The 25,588-nt window shown below is 70.9% G+C and carries 22 protein-coding genes; 13 read left to right on the plus strand and 9 right to left on the minus strand.

Features of this window, described 5'->3' with window-relative positions:
• The first annotated feature begins 55 nt into the window (after positions 1 to 55).
• Together ACZ4TV_RS18935 and ACZ4TV_RS18940 are read left to right on the plus strand one after the other, a co-directional pair.
• The gene (locus ACZ4TV_RS18935) at positions 56 to 673 is read left to right on the plus strand and encodes a hypothetical protein (RefSeq protein WP_468135805.1); all 618 of its coding nucleotides are present in this window, start codon (positions 56 to 58) and stop codon (positions 671 to 673) included.
• A 37-nt stretch (positions 674 to 710) separates the two neighbouring features.
• Complete coding sequence (locus ACZ4TV_RS18940) at positions 711 to 968, plus strand: DUF6343 family protein (protein ID WP_468135806.1); 258 nt, start codon at positions 711 to 713, stop codon at positions 966 to 968.
• A 4-nt stretch (positions 969 to 972) separates the two neighbouring features.
• Here the strand turns inward: ACZ4TV_RS18940 and ACZ4TV_RS18945 are convergent, their stop codons facing one another.
• From ACZ4TV_RS18945 to rpsA, 4 genes are all read right to left on the minus strand, one after another.
• Complete coding sequence (locus ACZ4TV_RS18945) at positions 973 to 1,353, minus strand: tetratricopeptide repeat protein (RefSeq protein ID WP_468135807.1); 381 nt, start codon at positions 1,351 to 1,353, stop codon at positions 973 to 975.
• Between the two features lie 175 nt (positions 1,354 to 1,528).
• Positions 1,529 to 2,137, minus strand: a complete 609-nt coding sequence (coaE, locus tag ACZ4TV_RS18950) for a dephospho-CoA kinase (protein ID WP_468135808.1) — start codon at positions 2,135 to 2,137, stop codon at positions 1,529 to 1,531.
• Positions 2,138 to 2,185: 48 nt separating this feature from the next.
• Positions 2,186 to 3,124: a PAC2 family protein gene (locus ACZ4TV_RS18955; RefSeq protein ID WP_468135809.1), complete on the minus strand. Its 939-nt coding sequence runs from the start codon at positions 3,122 to 3,124 to the stop codon at positions 2,186 to 2,188.
• 194 nt (positions 3,125 to 3,318) lie between these two features.
• Positions 3,319 to 4,827, minus strand: a complete 1,509-nt coding sequence (gene rpsA, locus ACZ4TV_RS18960; RefSeq protein WP_468135810.1) for a 30S ribosomal protein S1 — start codon at positions 4,825 to 4,827, stop codon at positions 3,319 to 3,321.
• A 350-nt stretch (positions 4,828 to 5,177) separates the two neighbouring features.
• Here rpsA and ACZ4TV_RS18965 point away from each other — a divergent pair, with 350 nt between their 5' ends.
• Together ACZ4TV_RS18965 and ACZ4TV_RS18970 are read left to right on the plus strand one after the other, a co-directional pair.
• On the plus strand, positions 5,178 to 6,038 hold the full coding sequence (locus ACZ4TV_RS18965; RefSeq protein ID WP_468135811.1) for a class I SAM-dependent methyltransferase: 861 nt from the start codon (positions 5,178 to 5,180) through the stop codon (positions 6,036 to 6,038).
• A 4-nt stretch (positions 6,039 to 6,042) separates the two neighbouring features.
• Positions 6,043 to 8,748, plus strand: a complete 2,706-nt coding sequence (locus ACZ4TV_RS18970; RefSeq protein WP_468135812.1) for an ATP-dependent RNA helicase — start codon at positions 6,043 to 6,045, stop codon at positions 8,746 to 8,748.
• Here the strand turns inward: ACZ4TV_RS18970 and pgfA are convergent.
• From pgfA to ACZ4TV_RS18985, 3 genes are all read right to left on the minus strand, one after another.
• The gene (gene pgfA, locus ACZ4TV_RS18975) at positions 8,738 to 9,754 is read right to left on the minus strand and encodes a cell envelope lipid trafficking protein PgfA (RefSeq protein WP_468135813.1); all 1,017 of its coding nucleotides are present in this window, start codon (positions 9,752 to 9,754) and stop codon (positions 8,738 to 8,740) included. The two genes, ACZ4TV_RS18970 and pgfA, sit on opposite strands and share 11 nt — an antisense overlap.
• Before the next feature lie 14 nt (positions 9,755 to 9,768).
• Entirely contained in the window at positions 9,769 to 9,909 is a 141-nt protein-coding gene (locus tag ACZ4TV_RS18980; protein ID WP_468135814.1) for an SPW_0924 family protein, read from the minus strand.
• Positions 9,910 to 10,009: 100 nt separating this feature from the next.
• On the minus strand, positions 10,010 to 11,281 hold the full coding sequence (locus ACZ4TV_RS18985; protein WP_468135815.1) for a lytic transglycosylase domain-containing protein: 1,272 nt from the start codon (positions 11,279 to 11,281) through the stop codon (positions 10,010 to 10,012).
• A 185-nt stretch (positions 11,282 to 11,466) separates the two neighbouring features.
• Here ACZ4TV_RS18985 and ACZ4TV_RS18990 point away from each other — a divergent pair, with 185 nt between their 5' ends.
• A complete protein-coding gene (locus tag ACZ4TV_RS18990; RefSeq protein ID WP_468135816.1) occupies positions 11,467 to 12,333 on the plus strand; it encodes a DUF4184 family protein in 867 nt (288 codons plus the stop codon).
• Positions 12,334 to 12,366: 33 nt separating this feature from the next.
• Here ACZ4TV_RS18990 and polA read toward each other — a convergent pair whose 3' ends face one another.
• Positions 12,367 to 15,090: a DNA polymerase I gene (gene polA / locus ACZ4TV_RS18995; protein WP_468135817.1), complete on the minus strand. Its 2,724-nt coding sequence runs from the start codon at positions 15,088 to 15,090 to the stop codon at positions 12,367 to 12,369.
• A gap of 103 nt (positions 15,091 to 15,193) precedes the next feature.
• Here polA and ACZ4TV_RS19000 point away from each other — a divergent pair, with 103 nt between their 5' ends.
• The 8 genes from ACZ4TV_RS19000 to ACZ4TV_RS19035 all read left to right on the plus strand — a co-directional run bounded on the left by ACZ4TV_RS19000 (position 15,194) and on the right by ACZ4TV_RS19035 (position 24,860).
• On the plus strand, positions 15,194 to 17,497 hold the full coding sequence (locus ACZ4TV_RS19000) for an FdhF/YdeP family oxidoreductase (protein ID WP_468135818.1): 2,304 nt from the start codon (positions 15,194 to 15,196) through the stop codon (positions 17,495 to 17,497).
• Between the two features lie 54 nt (positions 17,498 to 17,551).
• A complete protein-coding gene (locus ACZ4TV_RS19005; RefSeq protein WP_468135819.1) occupies positions 17,552 to 18,046 on the plus strand; it encodes a PaaI family thioesterase in 495 nt (164 codons plus the stop codon).
• Positions 18,047 to 18,219: 173 nt separating this feature from the next.
• Positions 18,220 to 18,618, plus strand: coding sequence for a hypothetical protein (locus ACZ4TV_RS19010; protein WP_468135820.1), 399 nt, complete (start codon positions 18,220 to 18,222; stop codon positions 18,616 to 18,618).
• Between the two features lie 543 nt (positions 18,619 to 19,161).
• A complete protein-coding gene (locus tag ACZ4TV_RS19015) occupies positions 19,162 to 20,394 on the plus strand; it encodes a branched-chain amino acid ABC transporter substrate-binding protein (protein WP_468135821.1) in 1,233 nt (410 codons plus the stop codon).
• Positions 20,395 to 20,510: 116 nt separating this feature from the next.
• Positions 20,511 to 21,443 (plus strand): branched-chain amino acid ABC transporter permease, encoded by a 933-nt coding sequence (locus ACZ4TV_RS19020; RefSeq protein ID WP_468135822.1) that lies wholly within the window; start codon positions 20,511 to 20,513, stop codon positions 21,441 to 21,443.
• Between the two features lie 5 nt (positions 21,444 to 21,448).
• A complete protein-coding gene (locus ACZ4TV_RS19025; RefSeq protein ID WP_468135855.1) occupies positions 21,449 to 23,170 on the plus strand; it encodes a branched-chain amino acid ABC transporter permease in 1,722 nt (573 codons plus the stop codon).
• 5 nt (positions 23,171 to 23,175) lie between these two features.
• Positions 23,176 to 24,147 carry an ABC transporter ATP-binding protein gene (locus ACZ4TV_RS19030; protein WP_468135823.1) on the plus strand — a complete coding sequence of 324 codons (972 nt, stop codon included), beginning with the start codon at positions 23,176 to 23,178 and terminating at the stop codon, positions 24,145 to 24,147.
• On the plus strand, positions 24,144 to 24,860 hold the full coding sequence (locus ACZ4TV_RS19035; RefSeq protein ID WP_468135824.1) for an ABC transporter ATP-binding protein: 717 nt from the start codon (positions 24,144 to 24,146) through the stop codon (positions 24,858 to 24,860). Before ACZ4TV_RS19030 ends, ACZ4TV_RS19035 begins: the two co-directional genes overlap by 4 nt.
• Before the next feature lie 61 nt (positions 24,861 to 24,921).
• Here ACZ4TV_RS19035 and ACZ4TV_RS19040 read toward each other — a convergent pair whose 3' ends face one another.
• Positions 24,922 to 25,548 carry an ANTAR domain-containing response regulator gene (locus ACZ4TV_RS19040; protein WP_468135856.1) on the minus strand — a complete coding sequence of 209 codons (627 nt, stop codon included), beginning with the start codon at positions 25,546 to 25,548 and terminating at the stop codon, positions 24,922 to 24,924.
• Positions 25,549 to 25,588 lie beyond the last annotated feature (40 nt).

Below are 25,588 nucleotides of genomic sequence, written 5' to 3' on the forward strand. Positions count from 1 at the left end.
CCCATCCGGGGAACAGGCTCAGCAGCACACCGAAGCAACCACGGGGAGACCGACCATGTTCCGACGCTCCGACACCGCCTTCACGCTCGCCACCGCCGTCGTCGCGGCGGCGGCGGCCCTCGTCCTCACCACCTCGGCCTCCGCCACGGCCGCCACCGCGCCCGGGTTCCTCGACGGCACCGATCTGCCGCCCCACCCCACCTCGCCCTGGTACGCCGGCAAGGTCACCAAGGGGCTGCCCGAGTTCGCGCCGTTCTGCCTGGAGGGCGTGCTTCCGGCGGCGGGCAGCTGGCACCGCGACTTCGGCACCGAGTACGACACCGGCGCCGTGCAGATCTCCGTACGGTCCGCCTCGCCCGCCGCGGCCGCCACGCTCGTCGGCACCCTGGAGCGCAAGGTCGCGGCCTGCGCCGCCGACTGGCTGCTGACGAACCCGGGCGGTACGGCCTCCTGGCAGGACTACGGGACGCTCCCCGTCGAGGAGGGCGCGCACGTCTACGGGGTCCACACCTCGGTCCCCGACTCCGAGCCCGGCGTGCACCTCTACGGGATCGGGCGGGACGGCTCCACCGTGACCGTCGTGCGGTGGGGCGAGATGGGCAACCTGTCCCACGCCCCGGTCGCCGACTTCAAGCGGACGACCACCAGGGCCGTGAACAAGCTCAACCCCTGACCTCTCCTGGTGGGACCATGGACATGAGGCGATGTCCATGCGTTCCGGAAACGAGCCGGTGACCGCCCGCAGTCCGCTGCGGCTGCGGTTCTGGCTGAGTCTGTGGGGGCTGATCTGGGCCGCCGCGGGGACGGCCGCCTTCTCGCTGGCCGGTCGTACCGGGTGGGCGGCGGCCTGCGGGGCGGTCGCGCTGCTGGCAGCCGTGGACTTGGCCGTGGTCGTCCACCACATCCACCAGGGCCCTCACTACCAGCCCGGCCCGGACATCCCCCCGTACGAGCCGCCGCGCCATTGACGGGCTATTGCTCGAAGCGGGCCGCCTCCAGGTACTCCGGCTGCGGATCGAGGGCGGCGGCCAGCCGGAAGTGTTTGCGCGCCTGCTCGGGCCGGCCCGAGCGCTGATGGGTACGGGCCAGCGCGAAGTGGGCGAAGGCGTTGTCCGGCTCCCGTTCCAGCACCAGCTCGAACTCCAGCTCCGCCGGGCGCAGTTGGGCGGATGCGAAGAAGGCCCGGGCGCGCAGCAGCCGCGCCGCCGTGTTCTCCGGGTGGGCGGCTATGACCGAGTCGAGCAGCTTGACGGCACCGCGCGGGTCGCGCGCGGCGAGCAGCTGCTCGGCGGCCCGGTAGTCGATGACGTGTGTTTCCGGGCTGGACGGCGTGGGTCGCGTGGTCTCGGGCACGGTCGGAATCCTTCCCTCTACGGGCGCGTTCAACGCCCCCGCCCCGCCCGCTATTCCATGCACACGTCAGGCCCAGCACACGTCAGGCAGCACAGCTCAGCGTCAGCCAGCACAGGTCAGGTAGACCCGTCGGGCAGCACCCGTAACGCAACGCTCTCCTCAGCCGGCGCACACCTCAGGCGCCGCCGCCCGCCGCCCGCACCGTGAGCTCTTGCCACACCTTGCGCACCTGCGGCTCCAACGCCTCCAGCGGCCCGTCGTTGTCGATCACGATGGTCGCCACAGCGAGTCGCTGCTCCCGCGTGGCCTGCGCGGCCATCCGGGCCCGCGCCTCCTCCTCGGCCATCCCGCGCAGCGCGGTCAGTCGCGCCAGCTGCGTCTCGGGCGCCGCGTCCACCACGACCACCAGGTCGTAGAGCGGCGCCAGGCCGTTCTCCGCGAGCAGCGGTACGTCGTGCACGACGATCGCGTCGGCCCCCGCGGCCGCTTCCAGCTCGGCCGAACGGGCCCCGACCAGGGGGTGCACGATCGCGTTGAGCGTCTGGAGCTTCGCCGGGTCCGCGAACACGATGGACCCCAGCTTCGGCCGGTCCAGCTTGCCCTCGGGGGTCAGCACCGATTCCCCGAAGGCCGCCACGACGGCCGCGAGCCCCGGCGTGCCGGGCTCCACGACCTCGCGCGCGATCCGATCGGCATCGACGACGATCGCCCCGTACCCCGCCAGCAGTCGCGAGACCTCGCTCTTGCCGGCACCGATTCCGCCCGTCAGGCCTACTTTCAGCATGTCCGCAGCTTAGGGGGTCGACCGCGAGCCTTGGCCTTGGCTTCAGCCTCAGCCCTCGCCCTCGCGCTCCGCCAGGAACCGCTCGAACTCGCGGCCGATCTCGTCCGCCGACGGAAGCTCCGCCGGCTCGGCCATCATGTTGCCCCGGGTCTCGGCTCCGGCGGCCGCGTCGTACTGGTGCTCCAGCCCCTGCACCAGGCTGACCAGCTCCTCGTCGCCCTCCCGGATCTGCCGGTCGATCTCCGTCTGCGTGCGGTGCGCCTCGGTGCGCAGCGCGTGCGCCACGGCCGGCAGCACCAGACCGGTCGCCGCCGTGATCGCCTCCAGCACCGTCAGCGCGGCGTCCGGGTACGGGGAGCGCGCGACGTAGTGCGGTACGTGCGCGGCGACGCCCAGCACGTCGTGCCCGGCCTGGGACAGGCGGAACTCCACCAGGGACTCCGCGCTGCCCGGCACCTGCGCCTCGTCGAAGGGGCTGCGGTGGCCCGGCATGAGGTCGGTCCGGTTGCCGTGCGGGGTGATGCCCACGGGGCGGGTGTGCGGGACCCCCATCGGAATGCCGTGGAAGTTGACCGAGAGCCGGACCCCGAGCCGCTCGACGATCTGCCGGACGGCGACGGAGAAGCGCTCCCACTCCACGTCCGGCTCCGGGCCGGACAACAGCAGGAAGGGCGCTCCGGTGGCGTCCTGGACCAGCCGGACCTCCAGCCGGGGCTCCTCGAACTCCGCCCAGTGGTCGCGCTGGAAGGTCAGCAGCGGGCGGCGCGCCCGGTAGTCCACCAGCCGGTCCGCGTCGAAGCGGGCGACCACCTGGTGGGGCAGGGTGTCCAGGAGCCGCTCGACGATCTGCTCCCCGGCCTCACCCGCGTCGATGTACCCCTCGAAGTGGTACAGCATGACCAGCCCGGCCGAGTCCTGGGCGACCGCCAGGTCGGCCACCGCCAGACCCTTGGCATCCCATTCGTACAAACCCTGTGGATCAAGCACCGTCACCACTCCTCCTCGCCGCGTCCTCTGCGAAGAACGTGCAAGAGGGCGCCACCATTCCCCAGTTGGCAGCATTCACCGGAAGCAAATCGATCACGGGGGTAACGCGGTAAGGCCCGTCCCCCTAGGGGGACGGGCCTTACCGTTCAACTCAGCTCAGCTCGGCTCACACCGGAGTGTGATGCGCGCTGCGATCAGCTCTGGCCGCCGGCCAGCTTCTCGCGGAGCGCGGCCAGGGCCTCGTCCGACGCCAGGGCGCCAGAGGTCTCGTCCGACTCCGAGGAGTACGAACCACCCGAGATGCCCGCACCGGCGCTGGCACCGGCGGCCGGGGCGGCAGCACCCTCGGCAGCGGCGGCCTCGTCGGCCTCGCGGCTCTTGATGACCTGCGCCTGGTGCTGCTCGAAGCGCTGCTGCGCCTCGGCGTACTGGGTCTCCCAGGCCTCGCGCTGCTTGTCGAAGCCCTCGAGCCAGTCGTTGGTCTCGGGGTCGAAGCCCTCGGGGTAGATGTAGTTCCCCTGGTCGTCGTACGACGCGGCCATGCCGTACAGGGTCGGGTCGAACTCGACCGACGCCGGGTCGGCACCGAAGGACTCGTTGGCCTGCTTCAGCGACAGCGAGATCCGGCGACGCTCGAGGTCGATGTCGATGACCTTGACGAAGATCTCGTCGTTGACCTGGACGACCTGCTCCGGGATCTCCACGTGGCGCTCGGCCAGCTCGGAGATGTGGACCAGACCCTCGATGCCCTCGTCCACGCGGACGAACGCACCGAACGGAACCAGCTTGGTGACCTTACCCGGGACGACCTGACCGATCTGGTGGGTCCGGGCGAACTGCTGCCACGGGTCCTCCTGCGTCGCCTTCAGCGACAGGGAGACACGCTCGCGGTCCATGTCGACGTCGAGGACCTCGACGGTGACTTCCTGGCCGACCTCGACAACCTCGGACGGGTGGTCGATGTGCTTCCAGGACAGCTCGGAGACGTGGACGAGACCGTCGACGCCACCCAGGTCCACGAAGGCACCGAAGTTGACGATCGAGGAAACGACGCCGGAGCGGACCTGACCCTTCTGCAGGGTGGTGAGGAACGTCTGGCGGACCTCGGACTGGGTCTGCTCCAGCCAGGCACGGCGGGACAGGACCACGTTGTTGCGGTTCTTGTCCAGCTCGATGATCTTCGCCTCGAGCTCCTTGCCCACGTAGGGCTGGAGGTCGCGGACACGACGCATCTCGACGAGAGAGGCCGGCAGGAAGCCGCGGAGGCCGATGTCGAGGATGAGACCACCCTTGACGACCTCGATGACGGTACCGGTGACGATGCCGTCTTCTTCCTTGATCTTCTCGATCGTGCCCCAGGCACGCTCGTACTGAGCGCGCTTCTTGGACAGGATCAGACGGCCTTCCTTGTCCTCCTTCTGGAGAACCAGGGCCTCGATCTCGTCGCCGACCTTGACGACCTCGTTCGGGTCGACGTCGTGCTTGATCGAGAGCTCGCGGCTCGGGATCACGCCTTCGGTCTTGTAACCGATGTCGAGCAGGACCTCGTCCCGGTCGACCTTCACGATGACGCCGTCGACGATGTCGCCGTCGTTGAAGTACTTGATCGTCTCGTCGATCGCGGCGAGGAAGGCTTCCTCGTTACCGATGTCGTTGACCGCTACCTGCGGAGTGGTAGAGGTGGTCTCGGTGCTGCTCGTCATGTGGGAAAGGGCTCCGGTTACGGACAGAAAGTCGTAGGTACTGCTACGCCGGGAGCCCTTATCGGCATCTGCCGAAGCCGGACAGCCAAGGAGACCCCCTTCCGCGGAGAGCGGCGGGGCCTCGAAAACCGAGGGGACATCAACAGATGCAAGCGCAGCCTGCTAGGTCTGAGGAGCACAGGCTCGCAGCGCAACTTGTAGCATACGGGGACGGCCGGACAGGGTCAATGCGCGAAGGCGCACACCCCGGGCGGATCACCGCATAACCGGCACAATTCGTGGGCGGGAAGGCCTTCCTGACGCCTCCTGCCACATTTCGAAGACATTCGCAGACTACGACGACGGGCCCCATGAACCAAGAGGACTACGCCTCCGAAGACGCGTACGAAGCCGATCCGGGCTCCGTGGAGAACGCCGAGGCCACACGGCGTGACGCGGGCGAGGCGGAGAGCAGCCGGGCGAGCCGTGGCTGGTGGGACCGCAACGCCGACGAGTACCAGAACGAGCACGGCACCTTCCTCGGCGACGACCGCTTCGTATGGGGACCCGAGGGGCTGGACGAGGCCGACGCGGCCCTCCTCGGCCCCGCCGCCTCCCTCAAGAACAAGGACGTCCTGGAGATCGGCGCCGGCGCCGCCCAGTGCTCGCGCTGGCTGGCCGCCCAGGGCGCCCGCCCGGTGGCCCTCGACCTCTCCCACCGCCAGCTCCAGCACGCCCTGCGCATCGGCGCCGGCGACGTACCGGGGGTCCTGCTGGTCGAGGCCGACGCCGGAAAGCTGCCCTTCCGCGACGGCTCCTTCGACCTCGCCTGCTCCGCCTACGGGGCCGTCCCCTTCGTCGCCGACCCGGTCAACGTGATGCGCGAGGTGCGCCGCGTGCTGCGCCCCGGCGGCCGCTGGGTCTTCTCCGTGACCCACCCCCTCCGCTGGGCCTTCCCCGACGAGCCCGGCCCCGAGGGGCTGTCCGTCGCCGCCTCCTACTTCGACCGGACCCCGTACGTGGAACAGGACGAGCAGGGCCGCGCGGTCTACGTCGAGCACCACCGCACCCTCGGCGACCGGGTCCGCGACGTGGTGGCGGGCGGCTTCCGCCTGATCGACCTGGTCGAGCCGGAGTGGCCCGCCTGGAACACCCAGGAGTGGGGCGGCTGGTCCCCGCTGCGCGGCAACCTGATCCCGGGCACGGCGATCTTCGTGTGCGAGAGGGACTGACACCTTGATCCGCCAGGCCGCCCTCGACGCCCTTCCCGTACGGGAGGCCGTGCCCGCGCTCGTCTCCGCGCTGGACGGCCACGGCACCGCGGTGCTCTGCGCCCCGCCCGGCACCGGCAAGACCACCCTGGTGCCGCTGGTGCTCGCGGGTCTCGTGGGCGGCGGGCCGCGCCGCCGGGTCCTCGTCGCCGAGCCCCGGCGGATCGCCGCCCGGGCGGCGGCGCGGCGGATGGCCTGGCTGCTGGGCGAGCAGGCCGGCGGCTCGGTGGGGTTCACGGTCCGCGGGGAGCGGGTGGCGGGCCCCGGCACGGTGGTGGAGGTGGTGACCACCGGAGTGCTGCTCCAGCGGCTCCAGCGCGACCAGGAGCTGTCCGGCGTGGACGTGGTGATCCTGGACGAGTGCCACGAGCGGCACCTGGACGCCGATACGGTCGCCGCCTTCCTCCTCGACGTACGGGAAACCCTGCGCCCGGAGCTGAGGCTCGTGGCGGCTTCGGCGACGACCGACGCGGCCGGCTGGGCCCGGGTCCTCGGTTACGGCCGTCCGGGCGGCGCCCCGGTCATGGAGGCCGCGGGGGTCTCCTACCCGGTGGAGACCGTCTGGGCCCCGCCGTCCCGGCCGGTGAAGCCCCCGCACGGTATGCGCGTGGATCCGGCGCAGCTGACGCACGTGGCCTCGGTGGTGCGGCGGGCGCTGGCGGAACGTTCCGGCGACGTCCTGTGCTTCCTGCCAGGCATCGGGGAGATCGCCCGGGTCGCCGGGCAGCTGGGCGGGGTGGACGCGGAGGTGCTCCAGGTCCACGGACGGGCCCCGGCCGCCGTGCAGGACGCGGCGCTGACGGCCTCGGACCACCGTCGGGTGATCCTCGCGACGGCGGTCGCCGAGTCGAGTCTGACCGTGCCCGGGGTGCGCGTGGTGGTGGATTCCGGGCTGGCCCGCGAGCCCCGGGTGGACCATGCGCGCGGGCTGGGCGCGCTGGCGACCGTACGGGCGTCCCGCGCGGCCGGGCGGCAGCGGGCGGGCCGGGCCGGGCGCGAGGCGCCGGGCACGGTGTACCGCTGCTGGGCCGAGGCGGAGAACGGCCGGCTGCCCGCGTTCCCGTCGCCGGAGATCCGCATCGCCGACCTGGCGCAGTTCGCCCTGCAGGCGGCGTGCTGGGGCGACCCGGACGCGACCGGGCTGGCGCTGCTGGACCCGCCGCCGGCCGGGGCGATGGCCGCGGCGCGGGAGGTGCTGGTGGCCGTCGGCGCGGTGGACGCGGCCGGCCGGCCGACCCCGCGCGGCCTGCGGATGGCCCGGCTCGGGCTGCACCCGCGGCTGGCCCGGGCCCTGCTGGACGGCTCCGCCGCGCTCGGTGCCCGGCGGGCGGCGGAGGTGGTGGCCCTGCTCAGCGAGGAGCCGCCGCGCGAGTACGGCGACGACCTGGCCGCGGCCTGGCGCCAGGCCCGCCGGGCTTCGGACGGCTACGCCTCACGCTGGCGCGCCGAGGTCCGCCGGCTGGAGCGGGCCGCGGGGCCTGTTGCCGGGGGCCCCGACGCCGGTGCGGCTGCGGCTGCCGCTGCGCGGGCTTCCTTCCCCACCCCGCCCCTTCCCGAAACCGGGGGCTCCGCCCCGGACCCCCGCGCCTCAAACGCCGGCGAGGCTGGATGGGCGGACGGCATCAGCCAAAATCCAGCCCCGCCGGCGTTTGAGGCGCGGGGTCCGGGGCGGAGCCCCAGCAGCGGAGCTGCACACGATGACCTCGCCGCCGGGCTCGTCGCCGCGCTCGCGTTCCCCGAGCGGGTGGCCAGGGCCAAGGGGCAGGGGGCCTTCCTCATGGCCTCCGGAACCGCGGCCGAGCTCCCCGAGGGGTCACCGCTGCGCCGCGCTCCCTGGCTCGCGGTCGCCGTCGCCGACAGGCCCCCACACTCCGCCTCCGCCCGCATCCGGCTGGCCGCCGTCATCGACGAGGACACCGCTCTGGCCGCCGCCGCCCATCTGCGGACCGAGGGCGAAGAGGTGCACTGGGAGAACGGGGACGTCGTCGCCCGCGCGGCGCAGCGCCTCGGCGCGATCGAGCTCGCCGTCCGCCCGCTGCGGAGCCCCGACCCGGGCCTCGTGGGGGCCGCCCTCCTCGACGGGCTCCGGGCCGAGGGCCTCGGCCTGCTGCGCTGGTCGCCGGACGCGCAGGCGCTCCGGGCCCGGCTGGGCTTCCTGCACCGGACGCTCGGCGGCGCGTGGCCCGACGTAGCGGACGACGGCGCGCTGCTGGACCGGGCCGACGACTGGCTGGAGCCCGAGCTGTCCCGGGCCCGGCGCCGCGCGGACCTCGGACGGATCGACGCCGGGCAGGCCCTGAACCGGCTGCTGCCGTGGGCCACCGGCGAGGCCGCCCGGCTCGACGAGCTGGCTCCGGAACGGCTCGAGGTACCCAGCGGATCCCGGATCCGGGTGGACTACTCCGCCGAGCAGCCGGTGCTCGCGGTGAAGCTCCAGGAGCTGTTCGGGCTGGCCGAGACCCCGCGGGTGGCGGGCGTACCGGTGCTGGTGCACCTGCTGTCGCCCGCCGGCAGGCCCGCCGCCGTCACCGCCGACCTCGCGTCCTTCTGGCAGGGCGGCTACCGCGCGGTCCGCGCCGAGCTGCGCGGCCGCTACCCCAAGCACCCCTGGCCCGAGGACCCGGCCACCGCCGAGCCCACCCGCCACACCAACGCCCGGCTCAGGCGCTGACCTCTTCCGCTTCCTCCCGCTCGTTCCGCTCTTCCCGCTCCTCCCGCTCCTCCCGCGCCCGGCGGCCGCGGGCCTCCAGCCAGAGCGCCAGCCCCAGCAGCGCGAGCCCGCCGGCCGTCAGGCCGATCGGCGCGTAGGTGTGCAGCGCGAGGACCTTCGTACGGTTCGACTTGACCAGCTCGACCGTGAAGTCGGAGTAGTCCTCGCGCATCGTCACGTGTCCGGCGAAGGCGGTGAGCTTGCCGTCGGGGCCGCCCGCCGCGATGCCGCCGCGCATCTCCTGCTGGATGTCCTGCTCGGCGTTGACCGGCGCCCCGGTCACCGGGTCGACCCAGAACCTGACCTTGGCCGTGTACCAGAGGCTGGTGCCGGTGCTCGCCTCGATCGTTGCCGGGTCGATGCCCTCGATCGGCATCTTCTTCGGCATGGCGACCTTGGTCCACGGGATGGTCTGCTCGAAGAGGTAGACGTCCATGCCTTTGAAGGTGCGCGGTCCGACGTAGTGGATCGGCGAGGAGGTGCGGGTCTGCGCGTCGAAGTAGAGGTAGTCGCGCGGCTCGGTGAAGAACGGCCACTTGAACTCGATGCCCTCGCGCTTGACGGCGTCCCCGTCGACCATCTCCCCGGTGGCGTGCACCGGGTCCTGGGTGTGCGCGTCGAAGATGTAGCGCTCGGGGATCTGGGAGACCATCTTCCCGTCCGGGCCGATGATGTAGGACAGCGTGTCCCAGACCACGACGTCCTTGCCCGCGCTCGACTCGATCTCCTTCGACGCCTCCACGTTGCCCTTGAGGGTCTGGACGATGGTGACCTTGTCGACCTTCTTCGGCTGCATGCCGCCGGTGTAGTCGAGGAGGGTCGCGTCCTTCGCCTCCAGGACCATCTCCTGGTACTGGTTCGGCGGGATCTTGGCGAGGCGGGGGTACGCGTACCAGCGCAGCAGCGGCGCGAGGGCTGCGCAGAACACGGCTAGGGCCAGCAGGACAAGGCTCGCTCTGCGTCGCACGGCCGGGCCCTCCTCTACTTTCCGGGCGCGGGGGGCGCGGTGGTGAGCAGGGGCTTGGGTGAGGTCTTGCCCTCGGGCGCCCCGAGCGCCGTGATGGCGAGGACGAGGAGCACGGCGAGGGCGAGCCCGCTGGCGGCGGCGATGAATGCGCGCATGCCGGGGCCTCCGGAATCTGATTGGGCGTCAGGGCGGAGGCACCGTAGCAACGCTGAGGCGAGATGAGAACCGCGGGAACCGTTTGACTACGGGGTTTGACTACGGGGTCTCCCCCGGGGCCGGCCGGGTCGCCTCCGGCGCGCAGGACGGCGACGGCGACGGCGACGCGGACGGCGTGGGCTTCGGCACGGGGGTGGCCGCCGGGGGCGAGACCGGCGTGCGCGTGGCCGTGGGCTTGGGAGCCGGCGTCGGCGTGGGTGAAGGGGTGGGTGAAGGGGTGGGCGTGGGGCTCGGCGTGGGAGTGGGAGTGGGCGTCGGTGTCGGCGTAGGGGTGGGAGTCGGCTCGGGATCCGGCGTCGGCGTCGGCGTCGGGCTCGGCGACGGCGTGGGCTTCGGATCCGGCGTCGGCGACGGCGACGGTTTCGGGACCGGCGTCGGCGACGGCTTCGGGGTCGGAGTGGGCTTCGGCGCCGTCGCCGCAGGCGCCCCCGCACCCGCGCCCGTACCCGCTCCTCCGCTGTCCGGGACCTCGTGCGTGCCCCTGAGGTAGTACGTGAACCAGGACCGCACCGTCCGCAGGTACTCCGTGGACCGGTTGTACGAGAGCACGGCCCGGTCCAGGTCCGCGTCCACCCGGAGGTCCCGGCTTCCCGCGCACAGGTAGCGCCCGGCCGCGAGGGCCGCGTCGTACACGTTGTTCGGGTTGCGCCGCCCGTCGCCGTCCGCGTCCTGGCCCCAGGCCGCCCACGTGGAGGGGATGAACTGCATCGGCCCGACCGCCCGGTCGTAGCGGGCGTCCCCGTCGTAGGTCCCGCCGTCCGTGTCCGGGATGTTCGCGAACCCGTTGCCGTCGAGCACGGGCCCCAGGATCGGCCGCAGCGTGGTCCCGGCCGCGTCCACCCGCCCGCCGCGCGCCTGCCCGGACTCCACCTTCCCGATCGCCGCGAGGAGCTGCCAGCGCAACCCGCAGCCGGCGTCGCTCTGCCCCACCGTCTTCTCCGCACGCAGGTACGCCGCCAGCACGCTCGCCGGTATCCCCTGCGCCCCTTCCGCCGGTCCGGTCCCGACCAGCGCGGGCACCGTCTCGGGCTGCGCCGGCGCCTGCGGCCGCGTCGGCGGCGTTCCGTCCGGCAGTACCGCGGCCGGCGGCTCCGGGCTGACCAGCGGCGGCAGTTCGGTGAAGTAGGAGGAGTCCCCGCCGGTCGCGTCCGCCGGGAGGGGCTGCGCGCCGCCCGCGCCGGTCGCGGACGTGCGGTCCGCCCGTCCGACCGCCGGGCCCTGGGACGCGGTCACCGCGGCGACCACCAGGGCGGAGACCAGGGCCGCCGCCGCCCCCCTGCGCACCCTGCGTCCGATTATTCGAGCCGACATGAGCCGGACCCCTCCCCCTCGACGTCCGCGCGACCCTACGTCAACTCCCTGCAAGGGGCACGCACCACGGGCCGGAATTCACCACATCCCCACGACCCCGCGCAGCTCACGCATACTGTCCGGACCCTTCGGCCCGCATCGGCCCGGAGGGAGGAACATCCACGAGAACGTCCAGGAGAGACGCCATGCCGTTCACTCTCAGCCATGCGGCCGCCGCACTTCCGGCCATCCGCCGGACCGGGCGCGCGCGGGGGCCTCTCGTCGCCTCGGCCCTGGTCCTCGGGTCGTTCGCGCCGGACACCTTCTACTTCACGGACGCGGTCGTCGAGGGCGTCATGGCCTACGGGAGCTTCACCCACTCGCTGCCGGGGGTGTTCACCCTGAACGCCGTGCTCACCGCGGCCCTCGCGGCGTTCTGGCTCCTGTTGCGCGAACCGCTGATCGCGCTGCTGCCGCACGGCTGGCGGGGCCGCGTCCACGCTTTCGTACGGGGCGAGGAGTGGCGCGGGCGGCAACTCCCCTCGCTGGCCCTCTGGTTCTACCTCTCGTCGGTCGCCGGGTCCCTCACGCACGTCGTGTGGGACAGCTTCACCCACATGGACCGGTGGGGGACGAACGCGCTGCCGCAGCTCGGTGAGCCGCTCGCCTTCGGCCTGCCCCTCTACTCGTACCTGCAGTACGGCACTTCGGCCCTCGCGGCCTGCGCTCTCCTCTGGTTCACGGTGAGCGCCCTGCGGCGGCTGCCGGCCTCCCCGGCCCCCGCGTCCGTGCCGGTGCTGGGCCGTGGGGAGATCTGGGGCGCGCTCGCGCTGGTCGTGGTGTGCGTGGCGGCCGGGGTCACGATGCGCGTGATCCGTTTCTTCACCTTCTTCGACCGGATCCGTACGCCGTTCGACATCATCCCGACGGTCTGCTTCGGCGCGGGCGGCGGCCTCGCCGTGGACCTGCTGCTGTACGGGGTCCTCGTACGCCTGCGCCACCGCCGAGACGGCGACCGCGACCGCGACCGGCACCGTACGGACGAAACGCGGACGCCCGTCCCCACCGCGTGAGCGGGGACGGGCGCTGCCCGGGAGGTACGCGGGTCAGTGGGCGGCGGACTCCCAGTCCGGGCCGACGCCCACGGACACGTCCAGCGGGGCCCGGAGGTCGACGGCGGCGGCCATCTCCCGCCGCACCAGCTCCTCGACCTGCTCCCGCTCACCGGGGGCGATCTCCAGCACGATTTCGTCGTGGACCTGGAGCAGCATCCGCGAGCGCAGGCCGGCCTCGGTGATCGCCTTGTCCACGCGCAGCATCGCGACCTTGACGATGTCGGCGGCGGTGCCCTGGATCGGCGCGTTGAGCGCCATCCGCTCCGCGGCCTCGCGGCGCTGGCGGTTGTCGCTGTTGAGGTCGGGCAGGTACCGGCGGCGGCCGAAGATCGTCGCCGTGTATCCGGTGGCCCTGGCCTCGTCCACGACGCGCTGCAGGTACTCGCGGACCCCGCCGAACCGCTCGAAGAAGGTCTCCATCAGGCCGCGCGCCTCGGCGGGCTCGATGTTCAGCTGCTGGGCGAGACCGAAGGCGGAGAGCCCGTACGCCAGGCCGTACGACATGGCCTTGATCTTGCGGCGCATCTCGGCGTCGACCGCGGACCGCTCCACCCCGAACACCTGGGAGGCGACGGTGGTGTGCAGGTCCTCGCCGGTCGCGAACGCCTCGATCAGGCCCTCGTCCTCGGAGAGGTGGGCCATGACGCGCAGCTCGATCTGGCTGTAGTCGGCCGTCATCAGGGACTCGAAGCCCTCGCCGACGATAAAGCCGCGGCGGATGGCGCGGCCCTCGTCGGTACGGACCGGCACGTTCTGCAGGTTCGGGTCGGTGGAGGACAGGCGGCCGGTCGCGGCGACGGTCTGGCTGAAGCTGGTGTGCACCCGGCCGTCGGCGCCGATGGTCTTGACGAGGCCCTCGACGGTGACGCGCAGCTTGGCCTGCTCCCGGTGGCGGAGCATGATCACCGGCAGCTCGTGGTCGGTCTGCGTGGCCAGCCAGGCCAGCGCGTCCGCGTCCGTCGTGTAGCCGGTCTTGGTCTTCTTCGTCTTCGGCAGGTCCAGCTCGCCGAAGAAGACCTCCTGGAGCTGCTTGGGCGAGCCGAGGTTGAACTCGTGGCCGACCGCCGCGTGCGCCTCCTTTATCGCCTGCTGCACCGCTCCGGCGAACTGCTGCTCCATGGCCTCCAGGTGGTCCCGGTCGGCGGCGATGCCGGACCGCTCCATCCGGGCGAGGAGCTCGGAGGTCGGCAGCTCCATGTCGTGCAGCAGCTCCGCCGCACCCACCTCGGCGAGCTTGTCGGTGAAGGCGTCGCCCAGGTCCAGGACCGCGCGGGCCTGCGCCATCAGCGCCTCGGCCTCGGCCGTGTCGTCGGCGCCGAAGGCCAGCTGGCCGTCGGCGGCGGCGGGCGCCAGCTCACGGTGCAGGTACTCCATGGACAGGGCGTCCAGGGCGAAGGACCGGCGGCCCGGCTTGACCAGGTAGGCGGCGAGCGCGGTGTCCATGGTGACGCCCGCGAGGCTCCAGCCGTGCTCGGGGAAGACCCGCATCAGGCCCTTGGCGTTGTGCACCACCTTGGGCTTGGCCGGGTCGGCGGCCCAGGCGGCGAAGGCCCGCTCGTCGGCCTCGTCGAGCTCGGACGGCTCGAACCAGGCGGCGGCGCCCCCGGCCGCGGCCAGCGCGATCTCGCTGACATTGCCCTGGCCCAGCGCCCAGCTGTCCACGGTCGCGATGCCCAGCGGCCCGCCCGCGTGGCTCTCCAGCCACGGCGCCAGCTCCCCCGCGTCCAGCACGGAGGCGTCCAGCTCCACGCCCGCGGCCACCGGAGCCGGCGCCTCCTGCGTCGCCGCGCCCGGGTCCACGGCGAGCAGCCGCTCGCGCAGGGAGGCATTGCGGATCTCCAGCACGTCCAGCACGCCGAGCAGGGCGGAGCGGTCGTACGGGGCGCGGACCAGGTCCGCCGGAGACCTGGGCAGCTCCACGTCCTTGACCATCTCGGTCAGGACCCGGTTGAGCTTGACGGCCTCCAGGTGGTCCCGGAAGTTCTGCCCGGCCTTGCCCTTGACCTCCTCGGCGCGCTCGACGAGCTGCGCGAACGACCCGAACTGGGTGATCCACTTGGCCGCGGTCTTCTCGCCGACGCCCGGGATGCCCGGGAGGTTGTCGGACGGGTCGCCGCGCAGCGCCGCGAAGTCCGGATACTGCTGCGGGCTGAGCCCGTACTTCTCCAGGACCTTCTCCGGGGTGAACCGGGTGAGCTCGGAGACGCCCTTGGTCGGGTAGAGCACGGTGGTGTGCTCGGACACGAGCTGGAAGGAGTCACGGTCGCCGGTGACGATCAGCACGTCGAAGCCGAGGGCCTCCGCCTGCGTCGCCAGCGTCGCGATCACGTCGTCGGCCTCGAAGCCGTCGATCGCGAACCGCGGCACGTGCATCGCGTCGAGCAGCTCGCCGATCAGCTCGACCTGCCCCTTGAACTCGTCGGGGGTCTTGGAGCGGTTCGCCTTGTACTCCGGGAACTCCGTCGAGCGCCACGTCTTGCGGGAGACGTCGAACGCCACCGCGAAATGCGTGGGCGCCTCGTCGCGCAGCGTGTTCGCCAGCATCGACGCGAAGCCGTAGATGGCGTTGGTCGGCTGGCCGGTCGCGGTCGTGAAGTTCTCCGCGGGCAGCGCGAAGAACGCCCGGTACGCCAGGGAGTGCCCGTCCATGAGCATCAGGCGGGGGCGGTCCGCTGCGGTCGTCTGGTCGGTCTTCTTCGATGCTGAATCTGCCACGCCCCCGATCCTAGGCGCCCCCACTGACAATTCCGGCGTCGGTGATGTCGGCGGAGCGTGACAGGATCGATGTGTACGCGAAGACTGCTCAAAGGGGAGCGACATGGCCACCAAGCCGCCCGCAGGTGATCCGGTACAGGACGCGCCGCAGGTCGCGCCCCCGAAACACGCGGCCGCCGGCCTGCCCGCGATCGGCCACACCCTGAAGATCGCGCAGCAGCAGATGGGTCTGGCCCGCACCGCCCGCACCCTGCTCAAGGTCAATCAGAAGGACGGCTTCGACTGTCCCGGCTGCGCCTGGCCCGAGGGCGACAAGCGGCACACCGCCGAATTCTGCGAGAACGGCGCCAAGGCCGTCGCGGAGGAGGCCACCCTGCGCCGGGTCACCCCGGAGTTCTTCGCCGCGCACCCGCTGTCCGACCTGGCCGGGCGCTCCGGGTACTGGCTGGGGCAGCAGGGCCGGATCACCCAGCCCATGCTGCTGGAAAGAGGGGCCCTTCCCGAGGGGGACGACCGGTACGAGGCGGTCAGCTGGGAGCGGGCCTTCGCGATCATCGCGGAGGAACTGACCGCCCTCGACTCCCCCGACGAGGCCCTCTTCTACACCTCGGGCCGCACCAGCAACGAGGCCGCGTTCCTCTTCCAGCTCTTCGCCCGCGAGTTCGGCACCAACAACCTGCCCGACTGCTCCAACATGTGCCACGAGTCCTCGGGCTCCGCGCTGAACGAGACCATCGGCATCGGCAAGGGCAGCGTCTCCCTCGAAGACCTCCACCAGGCCGATCTGATCATCGTCGCCGGGCAGAACCCGGGCACCAATCACCCGCGCATGCTCTCCGCCCTCGAACAGGCCAAGTCCGCCGGCGCGAAGATCATCTCGGTGAATCCGCTGCCCGAGGCCGGCATGGAGCGGTTCAAGAACCCGCAGAGCCCCCTCGGCATGCTCAAGGGCACCGCCCTCAACGACCTGTTCCTGCAGATCCGCATCGGCGGCGACCAGGCCCTCTTCCGCCTCCTGAACAAGCTGGTCATCGAGGCGGGCGGCGCCACCGACGAGGCGTTCATCCGCGAGCACACCCACGGCTACGAGGAGTTCGCGGCCGCCGCCAAGGAGGCCGACTGGGAGGAGACCCTCACCGCGACCGGCCTGACCCGGCCCGAGATCGAGCGCGCCCTCGCCATGATCCTGGCCTCCGAGCGCACCATCGTCTGCTGGGCCATGGGCCTGACCCAGCACAAACACGCCGTCGCCACCATCCGCGAGGTCGTCAACTTCCTGCTGCTGCGCGGCAACATCGGCCGGCCGGGCGCCGGCGTCTGCCCGGTCCGCGGCCACTCCAACGTGCAGGGCGACCGCACCATGGGGATCTTCGAGCGCCCCGCCCCGGCCTTCCTCGACGCCCTCGACAAGGAATTCGGCATCACCTCGCCGCGCGAGCACGGCTTCGACGTGGTCCGCTCCATCCAGGCCCTGCGCGACGGCCGGGCCAAGGTCCTCTTCGCCATGGGCGGCAACTTCGTCGGCGCCACCCCCGACACCGAGGTCACCGAGGCGGCGATCCGCCGCGCCTCCCTGACCGTGCACGTGTCCACCAAGCTCAACCGCTCCCACGTGGTCACCGGCCGGCGGGCCCTGATCCTGCCCACCCTCGGCCGCAGCGACAAGGACGTCCGAGCGGGCGCGCCCGGGAAAAAGGGCACGGCGCAGTTCGTGACCGTCGAGGACTCCATGGGCATGGTCCACGCCTCCCGCGGCAACCTCCCTCCGGCGAGCCCCCACCTGCTCTCCGAGCCCGCGATCGTGGCCCGGCTGGCCCGCGCGGTCCTCGGCCCCGCCTCCACCACCCCGTGGGAGGAGTTCGAGCGGGACTACGCCTCGATCCGCGACCGGATCTCCCGCGTGGTCCCCGGCTTCGAGGACTTCAACACCAAGGTGGCCCGCCCCGGCGGCTTCCAGCTCCCGCACGCCCCGCGCGACGAGCGCCGCTTCCCCACGAAGACCGGCAAGGCCAATTTCACCGCCGCGCCCGTGGAGTACCCCAGGGTTCCGCAGGGACGGCTGCTCCTGCAGACCCTGCGCAGCCACGACCAGTACAACACCACGATCTACGGCCTCGACGACCGCTACCGCGGCATCACCGGAGGCCGCCGCGTCGTCATGGTCAACCCCGCGGACGCGGCGGAGCTGGGCCTGGCCGACGGTGCGTACACGGACCTGGTGAGCGAGTGGAAGGACGGCGTGGAGCGGCGCGCGCCCGGCTTCCGCGTCGTGCACTACCCGACCGCCCGCGGCTGCGCGGCCGCGTACTACCCCGAGACCAATGTGCTGGTTCCGCTCGACTCCACCGCGGACACCAGCAACACCCCGGCGAGCAAGTCCGTCGTCGTGCGCTTCGAACCGGCCTGATAGAACGACCTCAGTACGGATAGGTTAACGAGCGTTGACGAACGGAGCCGGCCCATGGGTCAGCAGCACGCTGTGAAGTTCCCGCAGGAAGTACTCGACGAGTACGCGGCCCTGGGCATCGACCTGCCCGCGCTGTTCTCGGCGGGCGACCTCGGTGAGCGGATGGACATCCGCATACTGGAGGCCTCGGCCGAGCGGGTCGTGGCGACCATGCCCGTCAAGGGCAACACCCAGCCCTACGGACTGCTGCACGGCGGGGCCTCGGCCGTACTGGCCGAAACCCTCGGCTCCATCGGCGCGATGATGCACGGCGGTATCACCAAGATCGCCGTCGGTGTGGACCTGAACTGCACCCACCACCGCGGTGTCCGCTCCGGCACGGTCACCGGCGTCGCCACCCCCGTCCACCGCGGCCGCTCCACCACCACCTACGAGGTCGTGATCAGCGACGAGCAGGACCGGCGGGTGTGCACCGCCCGGCTGACCTGCCTGCTGCGCGACGCCGACCAGGCCGCCGGGGCACCCGCCGAGGCCCCCGCGGGAGCCTGAGCCGCCGCGCGGCACCAGCCGACAGGCCCGGACCCCGCCCCTCACGGCGGCGGATCCGGGCCTGCGCCGTTATCGGACCGGGCCGGCCCCGGCAACCGCCCGGAATCCGCCACTCCGCGCACTTCCTGGCGACATCTGTTGTGTCACCGATGGTGACCGCCTACCTTCCCCTCATGGGGACCTCGCCACGCACGGCCCGGTACGCCGCCCGCACCCTCCTCGCGGCGCTCGCCCTGACCGGCTGCTCACCTGCCACGACCACCCCCGCGGCGAACTTCGAGAGCCCCTCACCCAGCCCTTCCTCGCCCGCGCAGATCTGCACGAGCCTCGTCTCCTACTGGGCGAAGGAGACCCTCCTGGGCACCACGTGGTCCGGCCTCGACTGGGAGCAGAAGGGGCTGTCGAACGACCAGTACGCGATCCACGAGGACGCCGTCGCCGCGGCGCGAGCCGAAGAGCGAACTGGCGGGCGGGCCAAGGCACTTGAGCTGATCGACCGGTTCGTGGCCCAGCGCTGCGCCGAAGAGGACGGCGCGACCCGCAGCTCGGAGAACTGGCGGCCTGCGACGTGACCCGGGTCACCGGATTCCCGCGTGCGCTGTCCGCCTTCCGGGCACGTGGCGCCGTACGACCGAACCGCAGGTGGGAGGCCCGCGCGCCCACCGGAGCAAGATCGACCCGCCGGAAGGACACCATTCTCCACGTCACTCAGCGTCACGGTCACGCCGTACGCAATCCGCCTTTTCCCTCGGGAATGACCGCCCGGGGGATTCTTTCGGACACGCACCGCCACATTCGGCTGAATTTGATCTAAGACAGGTGCATGAAGGCCTCAAGCCCCTTAGGGGAACAGGTATTTCTCACCATGCGGACAATCTTCACCGTCGCTAAACGCCCGATCTGTCCACACTCCCACCACGCATTCTTGGCCTTGGCATAACAAGAGCGTCACATCCTCCTTTCCCGCCTCCCCGCGCTCGCCACCTCGGGCCTAGAGTCACGGCCAGTCACCGCGCCCTCAGAGCGCGAATCAGCACGGCCGTGGACCTCCCAGTGCGGCCCGGCGACCTAACGGCACCTCGACAGAGGACGCCGCGCCAGGGAAAGGAAGAATCGTGCGACACCGTTCTTTGCTCGTCCTCACCACCGTGATCACCACGGGAGCACTGACCCTCACCGCTTGCGGATCGCGCGACGGAGGCACCAAGGACAACAGCGACGGCAAGAAGACCGTCGTCGTCATCGGCGTGGACGCCCCCCTCACCGGTTCGCTCTCCGCGCTCGGACAGGGCATCAAGAACTCCGTCGACCTCGCGGCCAAGACGGCCAACAAGAACAACGAGGTCCCGGGCATCGAGTTCAAGGTCGAGGCCCTCGACGACCAGGCGGTCCCCGCCTCCGGTCAGGCCAACGCCACCAAGCTCGTCGGCAACAAGGACGTCATCGGCGTCGTCGGCCCGCTGAACTCCGGCGTCGCCCAGCAGATGCAGGGCGTCTTCGCCTCCGCCAAGCTGGCTCAGGTCTCGCCCGCCAACACCAACCCGTCGCTCAGCCAGGGCGACAACTGGGGCAAGGGCGAGTTCAAGCGCCCCTTCGACACCTACTTCCGCACCGCCGCCACCGACGTGGTCCAGGGCAAGTTCGCCGCCCAGTACCTCTTCAAGGACGCCGGCAAGAAGAAGGTCTTCGTCGTCGACGACAAGCAGACCTACGGCGCCGGCCTCGCCGCGATCTTCTCCGACGAGTTCAAGAAGCTCGGCGGCGAGATCGTCGGCACCGACCACGTCACCGTGAAGGAGACCGACTTCTCCTCCACCGCCGACAAGGTCAAGTCCTCCGGTGCCGACTCCGTCTACTTCGGCGGCCAGTACCCCGAGGGCGGCCTGCTCGCCGACCAGATCAAGAAGACCGGCGCCAACGTCCCCCTCATGGGCGGCGACGGCATCCAGGACCCCGCCTTCATCAGCGCCTCCGGTGAGGCCAACGAGGGCGACCTCTCCACCTCCATCGGCTTCCCGGTCGAGAAGCTCCCCACCGCCAAGAAGTTCATCGAGGACTACAAGGCCGGCGGCTACAAGGACCCCTACGCCGCCTACGGTGGCTACTCCTACGACGCCGGCTGGGCCCTGATCCAGGCCGTCAAGGCCGTCGCCGCCGCCAACGGAGGCAAGCTCCCCGACAACGGCCGCGCCGCGGTCGTCGAGGCGCTCGGCAAGGTCTCCTTCGAGGGCGTGACCGGCAAGGTCGCCTTCGACCAGTACGGCGACACCACCAACAAGCAGCTCACGGTCTACAAGGTCGAGGGCGGCAAGTGGATCGACGTCAAGAGCGACACCTTCAACGAGTAAGCCCGTAGTCCCCAGCACCACCCGCACCACCCGCAACACCTGAACCACGCCGCGCGAGGGCGCAAACAGCGCCCTCGCGCGGAGTCTTATCCGACACGCTCATCGGAGGCCCTGCGGTGCACGAACTGCCGCAACAGCTGGCCAACGGCCTGGCCCTCGGTGCTCTCTATGGCCTCATCGCCATCGGGTACACCATGGTCTACGGCATCGTCCAGCTCATCAACTTCGCCCACGGCGAGATCTTCATGATCGGCGGCTTCGGCGCGCTCACCGCCTACGCCATCCTCCCGACCGGCACCTCCCTGCTGATCGCGATACCCATCATGATCATCGGAGGCGCACTCGCCTCCGTCGCCGTAGCCACCGCAGCCGAACGCTTCGCCTACCGCCCCCTGCGCAGCGCCCCCCGGCTCGCCCCCCTCATCACCGCAATCGGCCTCTCGATCGCGCTCCAGCAACTGGTCTGGCAGTTCTACCCGGACGCCAAGAAGGCCGTCAGCTTCCCCGAGTTCACGGGCCCGTCCTTCAAGATCACCGACAGCCTCGCGATCCAGCGCGCGGACGCCTTCGTCCTCATCCTCGCCCCGCTGTGCATGCTCGCCCTCGGCGTCTTCGTCTCCAAGAGCCGCAGCGGCCGCGCCATGCAGGCCACCGCGCAGGACCCCGACACCGCGAAGCTGATGGGCATCAACACCGACCGCATCATCGTCATGGCCTTCGCCATCGGTGCCGCGTTCGCCGCCGTCGCCGCCGTCGCCTACGGCGTCGACAAGGGCCAGATCAACTTCGAAATGGGCTTCATCCTCGGCCTCAAGGCCTTCACCGCAGCCGTCCTCGGCGGCATCGGCAACATCTACGGCGCCATGGTCGGCGGCGTCGTCCTCGGACTCGCCGAAGCACTCTCGATCGCCTACATCGAAGAGATCCCCGGCATGCAGCAGCTCGGCGGTGGAGCCTGGTCCAACGTCTGGGCGTTCGTACTCCTCATCGTCGTCCTCCTCGTGCGGCCACAAGGCCTGCTCGGCGAGCGCGTCGCGGATCGGGCGTGAGAACCATGACCACCAACACCACCCCGCAGACCGACACCGCGAAGCAGGGCCCCGCCCCCACCACGCTCCTGTACGCGGTCATCGGCGGCAGCCTCCTCACCATCGTCAGCGTCTTCCTCGCATGGACCTGGACCTCCGAATTCCCGGGTGACCTCACCTACTACGGCAGCCCGGCACCCATCCAGTTCCTCAGCCTCGTCAGCGCCGCCCTCACCCTCGCCTACGCGCTCTCCGCACTCGGCATCAAGGGCCTGCGCTGGCTCACCCCCACCGGCGCCCGCAAGCCCCTGTGGATCCTCTCGCTCGGCACCCTCGCCGGCACCTGGTTCACCGTCCTCTCCATCATTTGGGTCCTCGAAGGAGCCGTCCACCTCGAACCCGGCGCCATCGTCGCCCTCGTCGGCTCGCTCATCCCGGTCGCCGCCGCGTCCAAGCTCCCCGACGACAGCCACAAGGCGGCCCCCGCCAAGAAGCTGCCCTCCTGGGCCGAGATCCTCATCATCACCGGCGTCTTCGCCCTCGGCCTCTACGTCGTCACCTTCGGCATCGACACCGACGACAAAGAACCGCAGCTCTTCGTCACCTACCTGATCATCGTCGGCTTCGCGGCCTTCGCCCTCCTCAAGGCCGGCCTCTTCGACCGACTCGGCACCCTCACCGCGAACAACCGCCAGGTCACCCTCATCGGGACCGCCGCCGCCGCGATCGCCTTCCCCTTCATCCAGCAGAGCGGCGACACCTACACGCTCATCGCGGTCAACATCCTGATCTTCGCGACCGTCGCCCTCGGCCTCAACGTCGTCGTCGGCCTCGCCGGCCTCCTCGACCTCGGCTACGTCGCCTTCCTCGGCGTCGGCGCCTACGCCGCCGCCCTGGTCTCCGGAAGCACCGCCTCCGCCTTCGGGATCCACCTCCCCTTCTGGGCAGCGGTCATCGTCGGCGCCCTCGCCTCGCTCATCTTCGGCGTGGTCATCGGCGCACCGACCCTCCGCCTGCGCGGCGACTACCTCGCCATCGTCACCCTCGGCTTCGGAGAAATCTTCCGCATCGCCATGGGCAACCTCGACGGCACCTCCGGCCCGGACATCACCAACGGCCCCAACGGCATCCCCAACATCCCCCACCTCGACCTCTTCGGGTGGAACTTCGGGGAATCCCACGACGTCCTCGGCATCACCCTCGGCGCCTACGCCAACTACTACTTCCTGATGCTGCTCGTCATGGCCCTGGTCGTCCTGGTCTTCGCCCGAGCCGGCAACAGCCGCATCGGCCGCGCCTGGGTCGCCATCCGCGAAGACGAGACCGCCGCCGAAGCCATGGGCATCAACGGCTTCAAGGTCAAGCTCATCGCCTTCGCCCTCGGCGCCACCCTCGCCGGCCTCGCCGGCACCGTCCAGGCACACGTCAACACCACGGTCGTCCCCGAGAACTACGTCTTCGCCGGGCCCGTCCCGCCGAACTCCGCGTTCCTCCTCGCCGCCGTCATCCTCGGCGGCATGGGCACCATCCGCGGCCCCATCCTCGGCGCCGCACTCCTCTTCCTGATCCCGGCGAAGCTGGCCTTCCTCCAGGACTTCCAGCTCCTCGCCTTCGGCATCGCCCTCATCCTGCTCATGCGCTTCCGCCCCGAAGGCCTCATCGCCAACAAGCGGGCGCAGCTCGAGTACCACGACGACACCGCTGACCAGGCCCCCACGGACCTGGCCACCGCCAAGGCGGGGGCGTGAACACCATGACCACCACAGACACCACCACCACGACCACCGTCCTCGAAGCCAGCGGCGTCACCATGCGCTTCGGCGGCCTCACCGCCGTCAAGGGCGTCGACCTCAAGGTCAACGCCGGCGAGATCGTCGGCCTCATCGGCCCCAACGGCGCCGGCAAGACCACCTTCTTCAACTGCCTCACCGGGCTGTACGTCCCCACCGAGGGAACCGTCAGCTACAAGGGCACCGTCCTGCCGCCCACACCCCACAAGGTCACCGCAGCAGGCGTCGCCCGCACCTTCCAGAACATCCGGCTCTTCCACAACATGACCGTGCTGGAAAACGTCCTCGTCGGACGCCACACCCGCACCAAGGAAGGCCTCTGGTCCGCCCTCCTGCGCGGCCCCGGCTTCAAGAAGGCCGAAGCCGCCAGCGAAGCACGCGCCATGGAACTCCTCGAGTTCATCGGCCTCCAGCACAAGGCCGGCCACCTCGCGAAGAACCTCCCCTACGGCGAACAGCGCAAGCTCGAAATCGCCCGCGCCCTCGCCAGCGACCCCGGCCTCATCCTCCTGGACGAGCCCACCGCCGGCATGAACCCGCAGGAGACCCGGGCGGCCGAAGAACTCATCTTCGCCATCCGCGACATGGGCATCGCCGTCCTCGTCATCGAGCACGACATGCGCTTCATCTTCAACCTCTGCGACCGCGTCGCCTGCCTCGTCCAGGGCGAAAAGCTCATCGAAGGCACCGCCGCGGAAGTCCAGGGCGACGAACGCGTCATCGCCGCCTACCTCGGCACCCCCTTCGAAGGCGCCCCCGGCGACGAAGAAGTCGCCGAGGTCGAAGCCGCCGAAGCCCACGCGGAAGCGAACGCGGAAGCGGACGCAGAAGCGGACGCGGACGGGGACGGGGACGGGGAAACGGACGCGGACGCGGAAACGGACGCGGACGCGGACGCGGACAGCACCACCAGCACGGACGGAGAGGCCAAGTGACCGCACTGCTCAAGGTCGAAGACCTCAAAGTCGCCTACGGCAAGATCGAAGCCGTCAAGGGAATCTCCTTCGAAGTCAACGAAGGCGAAATCGTCTGCCTCGTCGGCACCAACGGCGCCGGCAAGACGACCACCCTGCGCACCCTCTCCGGGCTCCTCAAGCCCACCGCGGGCAGCATCACCTTCGACGGCAAGCCCCTCGTCGGCGTCCCCGCCCACAAGATCGTCTCCATGAAGCTGGCCCACTCCCCCGAGGGACGCCACATCTTCCCCCGGCTGACGATCGCCGAAAACCTCCAGCTCGGAGCATTCCTGCGCTCCGACAAGGAAGGCATCGAGAAGGACATCCAGCGCGCCTACGACCTCTTCCCCATCCTGGGCGAACGTCGCAAGCAGGCCGCCGGCACCCTCTCGGGCGGCGAACAGCAGATGCTCGCCATGGGCCGCGCCCTCATGTGCCAGCCCAAGCTGCTCATGCTGGACGAGCCCTCCATGGGCCTCTCCCCGCTGATGATGCAGAAGATCATGGCCACCATCGCCGAACTCAAGGCGACCGGCACCACCATCCTGCTCGTCGAGCAGAACGCCCAGGCCGCGCTCTCGCTGGCCGACCAGGCGCACGTGATGGAGATCGGCAAGATCGTGCTCTCCGGCACCGGCCAGGAACTCCTCCACAACGAGGACGTCCGCAAGGCCTACCTCGGCGAGGACTGACAGAACGTGTGAGGCCCGCCTCCCCTCGGGGGGAGGCGGGCCTCACGCATGCGCCCGGCGCTTACTTGGCGCTGTCCTTCTTCTTCGCCTCGGCGTCCTCGATGACCACCTCGGCAACCTGCTGCATGGACATCCGGCGGTCCATGGAGGACTTCTGGATCCACCGGAAGGCAGCCGGCTCGGTCAGCCCGTACTGCGTCTGCAGAATGCTCTTCGCCCGGTCCACCAGCTTGCGGGTCTCCAGCCGCTGCGAGAGGTCCGCGACCTCCTGCTCCAGCGCGCGCAGCTCCGCGAAGCGGGAGACGGCCATCTCGATGGCGGGCACCACGTCGCTCTTGCTGAACGGCTTCACGAGGTACGCCATGGCCCCGGCGTCCCGGGCCCGCTCGACGAGGTCGCGCTGCGAGAACGCGGTGAGCATGAGGACGGGGGCGATGGACTCCTCCGCGATCTTCTCGGCCGCGGAGATCCCGTCCAGGACCGGCATCTTCACGTCGAGGATCACCAGGTCGGGCCGGTGCTCGCGCGCGAGCTCCACGGCCGTCTGCCCGTCCCCGGCCTCACCGACGACGGCGTAGCCCTCTTCCTCGAGCATCTCTTTCAGGTCGAGACGGATGAGCGCCTCGTCCTCGGCGATGACGACACGGGTCGTCAGCGGCGGAACGTGCGACTGGTCGGCGTCGGGCATGGGCGTCGACTCGTGCTCGGCGGTCACGGGGGGCTCCTTG

The organism is Streptomyces sp. NPDC028910 (assembly GCF_055564955.1).

Excerpts from the sequence above, each read along its gene's own strand:
- ACZ4TV_RS18935 (WP_468135805.1), top strand. The coding sequence starts at position 56 with ATGTTCCGACGCTCCGACACCGCCTTCACGCTCGCCACCGCCGTCGTC.
- ACZ4TV_RS18940 (WP_468135806.1), top strand. The coding sequence starts at position 711 with ATGCGTTCCGGAAACGAGCCGGTGACCGCCCGCAGTCCGCTGCGGCTG.
- coaE (WP_468135808.1), bottom strand. The coding sequence starts at position 2,137 with ATGCTGAAAGTAGGCCTGACGGGCGGAATCGGTGCCGGCAAGAGCGAG.
- rpsA (WP_468135810.1), bottom strand. The coding sequence starts at position 4,827 with ATGACGAGCAGCACCGAGACCACCTCTACCACTCCGCAGGTAGCGGTC.
- ACZ4TV_RS18965 (WP_468135811.1), top strand. The coding sequence starts at position 5,178 with ATGAACCAAGAGGACTACGCCTCCGAAGACGCGTACGAAGCCGATCCG.
- ACZ4TV_RS18980 (WP_468135814.1), bottom strand. The coding sequence starts at position 9,909 with ATGCGCGCATTCATCGCCGCCGCCAGCGGGCTCGCCCTCGCCGTGCTC.
- ACZ4TV_RS18985 (WP_468135815.1), bottom strand. The coding sequence starts at position 11,281 with ATGTCGGCTCGAATAATCGGACGCAGGGTGCGCAGGGGGGCGGCGGCG.
- ACZ4TV_RS18990 (WP_468135816.1), top strand. The coding sequence starts at position 11,467 with ATGCCGTTCACTCTCAGCCATGCGGCCGCCGCACTTCCGGCCATCCGC.
- ACZ4TV_RS19000 (WP_468135818.1), top strand. The coding sequence starts at position 15,194 with ATGGCCACCAAGCCGCCCGCAGGTGATCCGGTACAGGACGCGCCGCAG.
- ACZ4TV_RS19005 (WP_468135819.1), top strand. The coding sequence starts at position 17,552 with ATGGGTCAGCAGCACGCTGTGAAGTTCCCGCAGGAAGTACTCGACGAG.
- ACZ4TV_RS19010 (WP_468135820.1), top strand. The coding sequence starts at position 18,220 with ATGGGGACCTCGCCACGCACGGCCCGGTACGCCGCCCGCACCCTCCTC.
- ACZ4TV_RS19025 (WP_468135855.1), top strand. The coding sequence starts at position 21,449 with ATGACCACCAACACCACCCCGCAGACCGACACCGCGAAGCAGGGCCCC.
- ACZ4TV_RS19030 (WP_468135823.1), top strand. The coding sequence starts at position 23,176 with ATGACCACCACAGACACCACCACCACGACCACCGTCCTCGAAGCCAGC.
- ACZ4TV_RS19040 (WP_468135856.1), bottom strand. The coding sequence starts at position 25,548 with ATGCCCGACGCCGACCAGTCGCACGTTCCGCCGCTGACGACCCGTGTC.